General features: G+C 40.0%; 8 protein-coding genes. 4 read left to right on the forward strand and 4 right to left on the reverse strand.

Translation table 11 applies throughout. The annotated features are described in order from the left end of the window. Window positions 1-376 precede the first annotated feature (376 nt). A complete protein-coding gene (locus TW85_RS09400; RefSeq protein WP_046016877.1) occupies window positions 377-1,000 on the forward strand; it encodes a response regulator transcription factor in 624 nt (207 codons plus the stop codon). An 11-nt stretch (window positions 1,001-1,011) separates the two neighbouring features. Here the strand turns inward: TW85_RS09400 and TW85_RS09405 are convergent, their stop codons facing one another. Next, window positions 1,012-4,548: a PAS domain-containing hybrid sensor histidine kinase/response regulator gene (locus TW85_RS09405; RefSeq protein ID WP_046016878.1), complete on the reverse strand. Its 3,537-nt coding sequence runs from the start codon at window positions 4,546-4,548 to the stop codon at window positions 1,012-1,014. Window positions 4,549-4,779: 231 nt separating this feature from the next. Beyond that, window positions 4,780-6,441, reverse strand: a complete 1,662-nt coding sequence (locus tag TW85_RS09410; RefSeq protein ID WP_046016879.1) for a long-chain fatty acid--CoA ligase — start codon at window positions 6,439-6,441, stop codon at window positions 4,780-4,782. Window positions 6,442-6,692: 251 nt separating this feature from the next. Here TW85_RS09410 and TW85_RS09415 point away from each other — a divergent pair, with 251 nt between their 5' ends. The 3 genes from TW85_RS09415 (at window position 6,693) to TW85_RS09425 (ending at window position 9,777) form a co-directional block, all read left to right on the forward strand. Continuing rightward, window positions 6,693-7,760 (forward strand): TRAP transporter substrate-binding protein, encoded by a 1,068-nt coding sequence (locus TW85_RS09415; protein ID WP_046016880.1) that lies wholly within the window; start codon window positions 6,693-6,695, stop codon window positions 7,758-7,760. Between the two features lie 108 nt (window positions 7,761-7,868). Next, a complete protein-coding gene (locus tag TW85_RS09420) occupies window positions 7,869-8,387 on the forward strand; it encodes a TRAP transporter small permease subunit (protein ID WP_046016881.1) in 519 nt (172 codons plus the stop codon). Between the two features lie 4 nt (window positions 8,388-8,391). Continuing rightward, complete coding sequence (locus TW85_RS09425; RefSeq protein ID WP_046016882.1) at window positions 8,392-9,777, forward strand: TRAP transporter large permease subunit; 1,386 nt, start codon at window positions 8,392-8,394, stop codon at window positions 9,775-9,777. A 113-nt stretch (window positions 9,778-9,890) separates the two neighbouring features. Here the strand turns inward: TW85_RS09425 and TW85_RS09430 are convergent, their stop codons facing one another. Both TW85_RS09430 and TW85_RS09435 read right to left on the reverse strand, forming a co-directional pair. After that, the gene (locus TW85_RS09430; RefSeq protein WP_046016883.1) at window positions 9,891-10,637 is read right to left on the reverse strand and encodes an SDR family oxidoreductase; all 747 of its coding nucleotides are present in this window, start codon (window positions 10,635-10,637) and stop codon (window positions 9,891-9,893) included. Window positions 10,638-10,899: 262 nt separating this feature from the next. Next, window positions 10,900-13,341: an EAL domain-containing protein gene (locus TW85_RS09435; RefSeq protein ID WP_046016884.1), complete on the reverse strand. Its 2,442-nt coding sequence runs from the start codon at window positions 13,339-13,341 to the stop codon at window positions 10,900-10,902. Between the last annotated feature and the right edge of the window lie 84 nt (window positions 13,342-13,425).

Consider the following 13,425-nt stretch of genomic DNA (forward strand, 5'->3'; position numbering starts at 1 on the left):
TAAAAGCCCTATCTTTATGTTGAGAACCTTATCAATAGAATAACTATTAAGTTGCGCTCCTCGCCATAAATCTAATGGTTTTTATCCTCACACTGAGGCGGGAGGACTTACTCGCAGGTTCCTTAAGTAAGATAAGTATAGTCTGATAACAGCGTTTCTGAGTGTAGTTTTGTAGTCTTTAAACCTTATATAGTCGCCTTTTCTTATTAACTTCAAAGAGGTTCTTAAACACTAGAAAAATGCCTGAAATAAACTAAATTTATCCATTTAAATTAGTTTTAGCTAATTTTGTAATTGGTTCAATAGTTTGCTTTAGAGGAGTTTGCTCTTTAGTATCAGCATACTTATTCATTATTTAGGTTAGGGAAGTATCCATATGTATAAGGTATTAATTGCAGATGATCATCCTTTGTTTCGCTCTGCATTAAGGGTCACTTTAAACGGCATTGCTGAGGATATAGCTTTGTCTGAGACCTGTGATTTTGCTGAAACCCAGCAGCAGCTGGCGTCTAGTGACGTTGACCTCCTTTTGTTAGATTTAAAAATGCCTGACAGTGAAGGCTTATTAGGCCTGATTAAATTGCGAGCACGTTTTCCTCAATTGGCTATCGTGGTTATTAGCGCCAATGAAGACCTGCATATTATTAATGAAGTAAAAGCGGCAGGAGCATTAGCTTATATTATTAAAAATACGCCATTTGAAAAGATTCAAACCATCATTTCTTCCGTATTAAATGGTCATAGCCATTTTCCTGATATGACAGGTCTTACAGATGCCCAAACTGTGAGTGAAAAAATAGCGCAATTAACCCCTCAACAGCTAAGAGTTTTAACCATGATAGCTAAAGGGGATTTAAACAAACAAATTGCTTATCAATTGAATGTCAAAGAGAGCACGATTAAAACGCATATTTCAGAGATATTTAAAAAACTTGGCATTATTAATCGCACACAAGCCGCGCTTTTTATCCAACCTTTAGAGTTAAATAATGAAATCTAAAATAAGCAGCCTTATTCGTGCTGCTTTTCTTGATGAGGGCTGAGTGTGATTAGGTGATTAAGTTGAGATCTTAAGGCCATGGCTTTAACTGGCTTTTTCAACAAGATTAATCCCGCGTGTGCAATTCTTTCTTCTACTTCTTGGGTATAGTCCGCAGTAATCACCATACAGGGAATGCGAATTTGCCAGAGTTTGGAGAGCTCCTGATAAGCGGCTAACCCTGTTTTATTGTGATCAAGGTGATAATCAATAATCAATACGTCTGGCACCTTTCCATTAAGCTTAAGAATTAACGATTCAGCGCTCTGAGCAGTTACAACCTGATAACCCCAATCACTGATTAAAGACTGCATACCTTGCATAATTTGTACTTCATTATCGATACAAGCAATTAAACTTGCTGTCTCTTGCTCTGACGTTAGGCTAGGGGTTGTGACATTGAGCTTCATGACCTGTTTTTTCGCCAATGGGATATCAATTGAAAAGACACTGCCTTTTCCAGGAACGGATTCTACCTTGATAGGGTGGTTTAATAGGCGACACAGTCTTTGTACAATTGAGAGCCCCAGCCCTAGGCCCTTCTCAAAGGAACTGTCTTTATTATCAAGACGATGAAACTCATCAAAAATATTGTCTAATTGCAGGGCATCTATTCCTATGCCTGTATCCCAAACTTGTATTCTTATATTGCCTTGGTAGCGTTTTATACCTAATAAAACTTTACCATTTGGGGTGTAACGAATCGCGTTGCTCAGCAAGTTTTGTAAGATACGGCGTAAGAGTCTGGGATCACTATGAATACTTAATTTACTTGTGATCCAATGCAGCTTTAACCCTTTTTCTTTGGCAATTAAGAAAAACTCAGATACTAGAGGAGCCATAATTTGCTCTAGTTCAAAATCACAAATATCTGGTTTTACTATGTCTGCATCTAACTTTGATATTTCGAGCAGTTCACTGAGTAAAAGCTCGGCATTATCAAGGGATCGCTCAAGACTAGAAGCTAGGATAATGAGTTCACCCGTTTCATGGTTTGTTTGCGTTTCTTGTTGTTTTGACAACCTATGAATAAGAGAAGAGGCAAATAAGCTGGCCGAATTAAGAGGTTGTACTAGGTCATGGCCCGCAGCCGCTAAAAAGTGGGTTTTGCTGTTATTCGCACGCTTTAACTCTTGGTTTAACTGAGAGAGTTTATTGGTTCTTTCCAATACCCTTTGCTCTAACTTCTCATTACTTTGTCTTAACATTGTCTCATGGTGTCTTTGGTAAGTGACATCGGTATAAGTGGTAATGATTTGTCCAGCTGGCATAGGGTTTGTTTCTATTTCAATAAATCGATTCTCTTGGTTTTCATGAACAGAAATATGATGTTTAGCTTGCTTATATAACGCTAATTTCTCAGTTACTAAGGCATCCACTACACCACAGCCATATCCCCCTTGTTTTGCAATATGGCTAATGATTTGCTGCGCCGCTGCACCCATGTACAGACAAGTATCTGGAAATTGATAGAGCTTTTTGAATTTATCATTCCAAGCAATCACCATATGCTCTTTGTCGAGAATACACACTCCTTGGCTAATACTTTGTAACGCAGAACTTAGTACAGAACGATTATGATGAAGTACTTCATAAGCTTCATCTAGCATGACGTTAAAGCTTTGGTAGCTATCTGCTTGGCCTTGTTGCAAACGTTCAATTAATAAGGTGGCAGCGGGAGCACCCAATACAGAGCTTAATAAGCGTTCCGATGCAATGAGAACGTCGGAAGTCGCGGGAGAAGAATCAATAAGGCGGCCAGTAATAGGGTTTGTATGGCTTTCGAGTAATGTATTGATTTTGTCTTTATTAATGAACCTTAACAATAGAGATTTTACATCTCCTAAAGACACCTCTTTACCTTGTTCTGATGGGGCTATCTTCTTGCTTTTGTCTTGTATTAGGTTGTCTAAACTTGCTTCATGTACAAACTTTCTCGCTTGGCTAATATCAGCAAAGCTTTCTTTGTAATAAAGAGAAGAGATGACATAAACCAAAGAATTAAGAAATAAACTCCATATGGTGCCGTGTACGATAGGATCTAGGCCTGCAATACCCAGTAAAGCATGTGGCTGTAAAAAACTGAGTTCAAATGGCCCATGCATCCAAGTTTTATCTAGCCAATAAGCTTGTACTAACAGAGGGATGACAAGGCAATAGAACCAAATACTGAAGCCAGCTAGCATACCTAAAATAGCACCTTGTTTATTACCTCCTCGCCAAATCAAACCAAGCAAAAGTGGTGGTGCAAATTGAGCTACCGCAACAAATGAGAGGAGGCCTATTTCGGATAAAACATTGAACTCAGTCAGTAGTCGATAATAGAAAAATGCGAATAAGAGCACTGCACCAATAGAGAAGCGTCTTAGTCGAATAACAAACTGTCCAAGGTCCTGAATTTGTTCTAAGGCAATGACTTTTGAACGAATAATTAAAGGTAATAAAATTTCGTTAGAAAGCATGGTAGATAAGGCGATAGAAGCGACGATCACCATACTGGTACCAGCGGATAAACCACCAATATAAGCAAGTAAGGCTAGGCCTTTGGCATCACTTGCCATAGGAATCCAGAGTGTCAGGTATTGCTGTTGAAAACCTGTGGTATCAAAGTTTAAAAAGCCGACTAGGCCAATGGGTAAGATAAATAGGTTGGTTAAAAATAGATAAAAGGGGAATAGCCAGCGGGCGGTTGTTAAGTCTTTTGGGCCTGTATATTCAACAACTGCAGCGTGGAATTGACGAGGTAAAGCAAAGATAGCAATTGCGCCAATCAGAGCATGTACCAAGTATGTCATAGGTTGATGATATTGAGTGAGATTAGCATTGAGTTGCTCATCAGACATGGCAGCATAATAAACATCAAATATCCCATCACGGATAAAAAAGATGGCGTAAATTCCAATACACATGAAAGCAAAAAGCTTAACTAAAGATTCAAAGCTAACCGCTAGCATAAGACCTTTATGGTGTTCACTCGCATCTAGGTTTCGGGTACCGAACAAAATACTAAAGATCGCCATTAAGAGTGCAATGCATATGGTTGGGTCTGTATACCAATGAAGCGCCTTATGGCTAGAGCCTGATATCAATTGGAAGGATTCAGACACCCCCTTAAGTTGCAGTGCAATATAAGGCACTATGCCAATTAAACTAAAAACGGAAACCATGACAGCAATGGTACGAGAGTGGCCATAACGGGTGGCGATAAAGTCGGCTATTGTGTGAGTGTTTTCTTTTTTGGCAATTAAGATAATGCGAGCCATTAGGCGCCAGCCTAGCAGCATAAGAATAATGGCGCCAAAGTAAGTCGGTGCCATTAACCAGCCATGGTTGATAGATTGCTGCACAGTGCCATAAAAGGCCCAAGAGGTACAAAATATGGCTAAAGTCAGGCTATAAACATAAGGTTGTAAGCGGTTTGATTGGTTTTTGTCGCCCTTAAGCGCAATTAAAAATAGCAAACCTATGTAGAGAATTGAACAAATAGAAATCCACCAAGCATTGATCATGAATCAAACCTGCTAACAATGAAATGTCTGCTCGCCTTTTGACGAGTTTTTTGATGAACAGATAGAAACGTCCCTAAGGCCGTTTTCATTAAACACATAACTGCTTCCTTTCAGCTTTATTAGCATTTGGCAGAAAAGCTGAAAGCAAATTAACTTGTTTGTTAACTCGCTTTCCTTGAACCTCATGTTCAAACTTTTGTGCTAGAGGCAATGTATTTTACCTCTCTATTGTTATTGTATTTTGTCGATTAAATAGTCTTTATATTCATTACGTAAGTCTATTTTCTTTAACTTACCTGTCCCTGTGTGGGGTAATGACTCAAGCTGCAAAATGGCATCGGGTAACCACCATTTAGCCACCTTTTGTTTTAATGTGGCAATCAAGGCTTCTTGCTCAAATACCTTGCCTGGTTTTATTGTTACCAAGAGGATTGGCCTTTCGTCCCATTTAGGATGAGTCACGCCTATTACACACGCTTCATTAATACTTGCGTACTCTAATGCGGCATCTTCCAGTTGAACTGAGCTTATCCATTCTCCACCAGACTTTATGACATCTTTCGCTCTATCGACTATGCGTAAATAACCTTCAGGATTGATAACTGCAATATCGCCTGTATTAAACCAGCCATCTTCAAAGTTCTCTTGGCCCTCACCCTTAAAGTACTCTTTTAGTACCCAAGGTCCTTTTACTTTTAAAATACCTTGCTGTATTCCATCGTGAGCGAGAGTTTGATTATCTTGGTCGAAAATTTCAATTTGCGTACCAAACATGGCTTTGCCAGCGGAAGATTGTAAGTGGTAACGGCTCTCAGGGTCTAGTTTTTGAATACTGGGGGAGTTAACTGAAGCACTCATCAAAGGGCTAGTTTCTGTCATGCCCCATAACCCCATCCAATAAACATCATATTTCTCGGCATAGGCTTTTACTAAATTTGTTGGTGAGGCCGCACCACCTACTCCCACCATTTTTAAACTAGGTATAGGACTGATGGGCTCAAGGTCAGTATCCTGCTTAAGGCTATCTAAATAGTTATGTAACCCCAGCCAGATAGTGGGAACGCCGAAACCTTTGTTAACCTGTTCTGAATCTATTAAATGATAAAGGGACTCACCATCTAATTTATCGCCACAAAAAACTAACTTGCTGCCAAAGAGAGGTGCAGAGTAGGGTATGCCCCATGCCACCACATGATACATGGGCACAGCTGGCATAATAATGTCCCACTCATTAAAGCTTAGAAATTGGCTAGAGCCGCTCATCATGGCATGCAAAATACTGGATTGATGGTCGTAAATGACACCTTTAGGATTACCTGTTGTTCCTGAGGTATAGCATAAACCACAGTTATCAGTGCCCTTGAGCTTAGGCCAATCAAAGTCACTCGTTTCTTTATCTAATAAGGCTTCATAGCAGTAAACTGGTGCTAGCTGAGTGCTTGGCATGTCTGATTCAAAGCAATTAATAATAAAGGCTTTGACCTTGGGAATACGAGATTGAATATTTTCTAAAAGAGGAATAAAGCAAGGATCGACAAAGATATACTCATCTTCTGCATGCTTAATTATGTACTCAAGCTGCTCTTCAAAGAGTCTAGGATTAAGTGTGTGGATCACAGCGCCAGAGCCACCAATAGCGTAATAAAGTTCAAAATGTCGATAATGGTTATTGGCTAAAGTGCCTATTCTATCACCCTTATTAAAACCAAGTTTGCTCAGGGCATTAGCAAGTTTTTTAATACGAGCATGGGCTTCAATATAAGAATATTCGTGCTTATGACCATCTGGCATCAGACTCACTATCCTTTGCTCGGGATAGCGCAAAATAGCATTCTCAATGATATCGCTGGTGAGTAATGGGGTGGGCATCATAGCGCTTTGATGGTCAGGCATAATCTATTCACTCTCTTATATTTATTGTTTGTGATCTTGCCAACAAGTTAACCTGTTTCTCTCTTTCCTCAATATCCTACTTTAGGTGGAGCGATGAATGATAAGCACCGCCACCTTTTCTCCTACTAATGATGGATAGTTTTCTTTTAGCGTTGGAATCATAGTGGCTGGGTACAAAATAGCCTAGTTAGCACATGATTAACTTGTGCTTGAGGCATAAAACAAGAATAAAAATACCGGAGCTAAATACTATGAAGAAGTATATTCGTACCATGGCGCTTGCCACAGGATTTACCTTAGCCGCCACCTCAGCAAGTGTATATGCAGCCGATAAGGTGAGACCTGTTTTATTGAAAACGCCGATAGCGTTTGGGTCACACTTACCAGCACTAGGGACACCGATTAAATGGGTAGAAGAGCAATTGCCTCTCATCTCAGCTGGCAGTGTACGAATGAAAATTTATGAGCCTGGTAAACTTGTTGCGCCACTGGAAATTTTAGATGCAGTCTCTAGTGGCAAAATCAATTCAGGTTATGCAACCGCTGGTTATTGGGCTGGTAAAATGCCAGCAGCGAGTCTCTTCTCTGCGATTCCATTTGGGCCAGAAGCGCCAGAATTTATGGCTTGGCTCTACTATGGAAACGGTCTAAATCTTTATCAAAAAATGTATGATGACGCAGGTTACAACGTCCATGTTGAGCCTTGTGCCCTTATTTCACCAGAAACCTCTGGCTGGTTTAAAGAAGAAATTAATGATGTATCTGATCTTCAAGGGCTGAATATGCGCTTCTTTGGATTGGGTGGTGAAGTGATGCAAAAACTGGGTGTATCTACCTCGTTAATTGCCGGCGGTGAAATCTTTGGTGCTTTAGAAAAAGGCGCCATTGATGCCACTGAGTTTTCTCAACCTGCCATCGACCAACTCCTTGGTTTCTATAAAATTGCAAAACATAACTACTTCCCAGGTTGGCATCAACAAGCCACTTTATTTGAGCTACTCATCAATAATAAAACTTGGAATAAGATGACTGAAAGTCAGCAAGCTCAGGTGTCAGCTACTTGTAAAGCCTCCATCACTAACTCTATTGCTGAGTCTGAATTTATTCAGTTTGAAGCCATGATCAAAAACCAAAATGAGCGTGGTGTCGAAATACACACTTGGTCTGATGACATGTTAAAGAGCTTTAATCAGGCTTGGGATGAAGTGGTTGTCGAGCAATCTCAAGATGCCACCTTTGATACTGTCTACAAAGACCTTTCTCAATTCCGCGAGAACTATGCGGTATGGGCACAAAGGGCATTTATCCCTAGAAATTAGGGAGCCTGTGATTAAGTAACCTCTCCATTTGCGCCACTTTCTCCTTCTTTATGCTGGTCGCATAGAAGTTAAAGTGGCTTTTTTTTATCTGCATAAGGAGCGTTTTTAATGAATCAAAATGTTAAAGCCCTTGTTGTTGCTGATCATATTGATAATTGGATATTAACGTTAGGCAAGTGGATCTCAACTTGTTACGCGGTTTTAATCCTAACCATTATCCTTCAAGTCGTTCTTAGAAAAGGCTTTCATGCTGGTCTGATTTCTTTAGAAGAGTTGCAATGGTATCTATATGGTACTGGGGTTATGTTTGGTATGTCATATGCCCAAGCAAAAGACTCTCATGTTCGTGTTGACCTTTTTTATAATAACTTTGGTGCGAGAACGCGCCACTTGATTGAGATGACTGGTATCTTAATCCTCTTGCTTCCCTTCTTAAGTCTCATTTTTTATCACAGTTTAGATTTTGTTTACGACTCTTATCGAACTATGGAAAGTTCAGCCGCACCGGCAGGTTTACCTTACCGTTGGGTCATAAAAGCCGTTATTCCCCTGAGTATTGGTTTACTGGTTATCGCTGTTGTTAACCGCTTTTATCGTGAACTCATTTTATTAATAAGAGGGGAGTAAGCAGATGCCAGTTAATGAAATTTTAATCTTATTAATGTTTGCAAGCTTCATTGCTCTGTTAATGACAGGTTTCCCTGTTGCATGGGTTCTAGGTGGTGTGGGGGTGCTATTTGCTGTTGCAGGTTACTACTCAGATCTATATCTAGACACCTTTACCGGCATTGATTTTTTAACCTTAGGCCTAGTCGTAAACCGGATTTTCAAAATCATGGATAACTGGATTTTGGTGGCCTTACCCATGTTTATTTTTATGGGCAATATGCTGGATAAATCGGGCGCCGCTGAAAACTTGATGAAATCTTTTCAAGAGTTATTTGGCCGAGTACGAGGTGGTCTTGCCATTACCGTCATCTTAATAGGCATTATCTTGGCGGCATCGACAGGTATTATCGGCGCGTCGGTTGTATTGTTGGCGGTTATCTCTTTGCCTGCTATGCGCAAACAAGGCTATTCAGATCAAGTTGCTCTAGGCACTATCGCCAGTTCAGGTACTTTAGGTATTTTGATACCTCCCAGTATCATGTTAGTGATTATGGCGGATCAAATCGGGCTTTCGGTAGGTGATCTATTTATGGGGGCTGTTTTTCCGGGTCTTTTACTTGGAGCGCTATACATAAGCTATATTCTGATAAGTGGATACTTTAACCCTAAAGCATTTCCATTACCGAAAGAGACCGAGCCTGTTACCTTAGCCATTTGGATTAAGGTGATTAAAGCAACCTTGCCTACCATGATGCTGGTGTTACTAGTCTTAGGTAGCATATTTGCAGGCTTTGCCACACCGACAGAAGCATCTGGTGTCGGTGCCGCAGCAGCGACCTTACTGGCTTTTATTAATAAGCGTTTGTCTTGGTCTGTGTTTAAAGAATGTCTACATAACACCTTTAATGTCAGTGGTTATATTTTTGCTATTTTCATTGGGGCATCCTTATTTGCCTTGGTATTAAGAGAGCTTGGTGGGGATGAATTTATTGAGTCCTTTCTAACTTCTTTACCTTTTGGTCCTTACGGCATCGTCCTATTTATTTTGGCAATCATATTTCTACTTGGTTTCATTCTTGATTGGATCGAAATTACCCTGATCGTACTACCTTTGATTGCGCCAGTGATCAGTGCGTTAGATATTGCCATTGAGGGTTATGGTGTATTGGATAATCCAGAACTTGTTTGGTTTGTTATGCTGGTGGCTGTGACCTTACAGACCTCCTTTTTAACACCACCTGTTGGGTTTGCTTTATTTTATTTGAAAGGGGTTTGCCCAGCCGATATTAAACTTTCAACCATCTATAAAGGGGTCTTTCCTTTTATTGTGTTGCAGTTGATAGGTCTGGCTATCATTCTCTTGTTCCCAGCTTTAGTTAACTGGTTTCCAGCCACGGTTTATCGTTAAAGCTGATTCGGTTTAGCTAAGTCGAGAGATAAAAAAGGCCGTTACTTATATGAGTAACGGCCTTTGTCTTTATTCGCTTTTAAATTAACTCTGATAACAACTTTGGTATGAGATTAGATACGAGTACCGCCATCCACTTCAATAACTCGGCCACTGATAAAGTCGTTTTCAAAAATAAAGGATACAGCTTGAGCAATCTCTTGCGGCGTACCCATACGCTTAAGCGGAGACATTTGCGCGGCCATATCATAGGCTTTTTGTGGCATTTGCGCTGTCATTTCTGTTTCGATAAAGCCAGGTGCAATAGCGCCAGTGCGAATATCAAACTTGGCTAACTCTTGTGCCCAGGCGGTTGTCATAGCAACAACACCTGCTTTGGCCGCACTGTAATTGGTTTGCCCAAAGTTACCCGCGCGACTAATACTAGAAATATTAACGATAACGCCGCCTTGTCCTGATTTGACCATATGAGAGGCGGCTTCTCGTCCACATAAAAAGACACCACTTAAGTTCACATCTATCACAGACTGGAATTGATCAAGTGACATCTTATTCATTTCGCCGTCTTTGTATTTGATTAACAATCCATCCTTGAGAATCCCCGCATTATTGACCAGACCATCAATGCGTGAAAAGTCATTTTTTATTTGCTCAAAAACCTGTTCTACTTCTGATTCATTCGCCACATTACAGACATATCCTTTTGAATCTGTAATGGTGGAAGAGGCATGATTTACTGATTCGAAATCCATATCGACAAGGGCAATCTTGGCGCCTTTATCAGCTAGGTATTCAGCCATAGCCAAGCCCAAACCTCGGGCAGCACCAGTAATAACAATCACTTTATTATTAATATCCAAATGATTTCTCCTATTGATAGATTAAAGAGTAAGGCAGTGGTTATTGTTTTTACCTTATCCAGTGTTGTTCAAAAAGTAAGCAGACAAGCTTATGTTAGCCAGTTCATATGATTAACAAAATAGTCCATAAGTAGGGCTTAGGGCGAATGTTTTCGTTTTTATTTTAGGGTTTAAGGTAACTGACTGTTCTACAATCATTTGCTCTCACTTTATTTTACTAAAAGAGGTTAAAGTTATTTTACTAAAAGAGGTTAAAGCAAATTCATTGTTTGTTCTTATCTTTGGACGACATAATGCGAAACTGAGCTTGAGAGGAGCTACTTGATCTTAACAAATCTTCAAAATCATCTTTTGGCATAGGAGTGGCGAACAAATAACCTTGGCCATAATCACAACCAATTTTCATTAATAAGCGTCTTTGCTCTTCCGTTTCTATGCCTTCTGCAATCACAGATAAGCCAAGTTTATGGGCCATGATGATAATCGCTTCACACAGCTCCAGTTGTTGCGAGTGCATACTTAGATGGCTGATGAAGGTTTGATCTATCTTAATAAAATCAATATCAAACTTATTGAGGTGGGATAAAGATGAGTAGCCCGTACCAAAATCATCCAAAGCCACCTGAATTCCATGATGACCAAACTGCATTAGCTTCTCTTCGATATGACTATTTTCTTTCATTATCATGCTTTCAGTAATTTCTATGATGATGGCATGAGGGTCTAGCTCGAGTGATTGAAGATGGTCAAACCAAGAATCCATCGTGCTGGTTTTATATTGATACTGAGCAGGAGAAGTATTCACACTCATGATCAGGTCTGGGTTTATCTCACTACGCCATTGCTTTAATTGCTTACTGGCTGTTTTAAATACCCAGTCACCAATGTCGATAATATGGCTGGTTTCCTCTGCGATCTTGATGAACTCTAAAGGCATAGTGAGCCCATGCACGGGATGGTTCCAGCGAATCAAAGCTTCAGCTTTTTTAATTTCTCCAGTATTAAGTACCACGATGGGTTGGTAGTGAAGTTCGAATTGTTGCTCTTCTAAAGAGGACCTCAAATCACTGATTACCTGCATGCGGTAAAGAATATCTTGGTGTAATTTTTGAGTGAAAAACTGGTATTGATTACGCCCATGGTCCTTGGCAGAAAACATGGCTTCATCAGCGTACCTTAAAAGAGAGTCACTGTTTTTTGCGTGTTTTGGATAAAGGCTTATTCCTATACTGGCCGAGATATAGAGCTTGTCTTTATCAAAACAATAGGGCGCGCTAAGCTTGTCTAAAATAGTTTGAGAAAGCGACTCCAAATAGGCTTTATCCTCAAATTGATCAATAATGATGGTAAATTCATCCCCGCCTAAACGGTAAATATTACGCTTTTTACTAATCACTTGAGAGAGCCTATTGGCCACCTCAATCAGTAGATTATCTCCTACATCATGGCCATGAAAATCATTTATGGCTTTAAAGTCATCCAGATCTAAATATAAGAGAGCGACTCTTGTGTGTTTAGCTTCTGCTTTCTCCAAGGCCTTTTGTATCCTGCCTTTAAAGTTACGACGGTTCGAAAGGTTGGTTAAAGGGTCTAAATAAGCTTGTTTCCAGATGATTTCCTTCGCTTCTTGGCTCTCTAGTAACGCATGATCGAGGCGACGGTTAATACTGAGTACATAAATCAGGCCAGCCGCTATCAAGACAAGTATACCTGCCGCTATAGCAAGTGCCTGATAGAAGAAGGCGAGCCCAACACTGGGAGCTGGATCGTATAAAAATTTATCTAGATCAAAGCCTTTACTTAGCATGCCTAAATTCTGATAAATGTTAACAATGTGCTGCCATCTGTCGTGACTAAAATAGCCCATCTCAACCAAGGTTGGCTGCACAAGGTCTTCCATTGTTTCAGCTTGATAACTTAAAAACTCATAGGTATAGCTGGTGGGGTAATCTCTTAAGATGGTCTGAATAATCTCTTCCTTATTATCCATGGCATATTGCCAACCCTTAAGGCTCGCCTCTCTAAAGGCTTTTACTCTTTCAGGGTGATCCCTTATTTCTTTTTCTGAGGTAAATAGATTATCTCCATAAAAGTCGATACCAAGCGATCTGGGGTTAAAGGTTTTGTAGTAGAGGTTTTGTTTTTCCAAAAAGAAAGGTTCATCAATGCTGTAACCTGAAATCACATCTACCTTGCCATTTACTAAGTCTTGCGGGTCGTAGCTGTGTTTAAGCAAGGTCATTTTATTAATATCAATATTGGCCTGCTTTAAAAAGGCGGCGATCTCAGCTGTTTTAGTTTCCAGCATGGCTGTTTGGTCTTGAATACTATGGATGCCTTTAGTCATATCCTTTTCTAGGGTGAGTAGCACGACAGAGGAGTGCTGATAAACTATAGCCAGCATGACCACAGGTTTGCCCGAATCGCGGGCTTGAAGAAGTGAGTTACTACTTACTCCAAACTGGGCGAAACCATTTACGACAGGTGAAATGATATCCTGTCCAGGTACAGCAGGAATAATATTGACGTCTAAGCCTTTTTCTTCATAAAAGCCTTTTTCCTTGGCTGCATAATAACCTGCAAATTGAAATGCGTGTTTCCATTTAAGCTGTAGGGTCACTTTCTCTAAAGCAAAAGCACTTGGTATATTTATCAAAGTGAAACTAATCAAAATAAAGAGTGCTTTTGTGACGCTGTTTTTCAAGGGACTATCCTTTTTTCAGAGACCGTTCGACCTAAAAATTAACGGGTCGTTTTTTGATCGCATAGAAAAGTATAATCCCTAATT

The organism is Marinomonas sp. S3726, assembly GCF_000967665.1.
Lineage (GTDB): Bacteria > Pseudomonadota > Gammaproteobacteria > Pseudomonadales > Marinomonadaceae > Marinomonas.

Bases quoted from the DNA above. Each gene is read 5' to 3' on its own strand.
- TW85_RS09415 (WP_046016880.1), top strand. From the start codon at position 6,693: ATGAAGAAGTATATTCGTACCATGGCGCTTGCCACAGGATTTACCTTA.
- TW85_RS09420 (WP_046016881.1), top strand. From the start codon at position 7,869: ATGAATCAAAATGTTAAAGCCCTTGTTGTTGCTGATCATATTGATAAT.
- TW85_RS09405 (WP_046016878.1), bottom strand. From the start codon at position 4,548: ATGATCAATGCTTGGTGGATTTCTATTTGTTCAATTCTCTACATAGGT.
- TW85_RS09425 (WP_046016882.1), top strand. From the start codon at position 8,392: ATGCCAGTTAATGAAATTTTAATCTTATTAATGTTTGCAAGCTTCATT.
- TW85_RS09400 (WP_046016877.1), top strand. From the start codon at position 377: ATGTATAAGGTATTAATTGCAGATGATCATCCTTTGTTTCGCTCTGCA.
- TW85_RS09410 (WP_046016879.1), bottom strand. From the start codon at position 6,441: ATGCCTGACCATCAAAGCGCTATGATGCCCACCCCATTACTCACCAGC.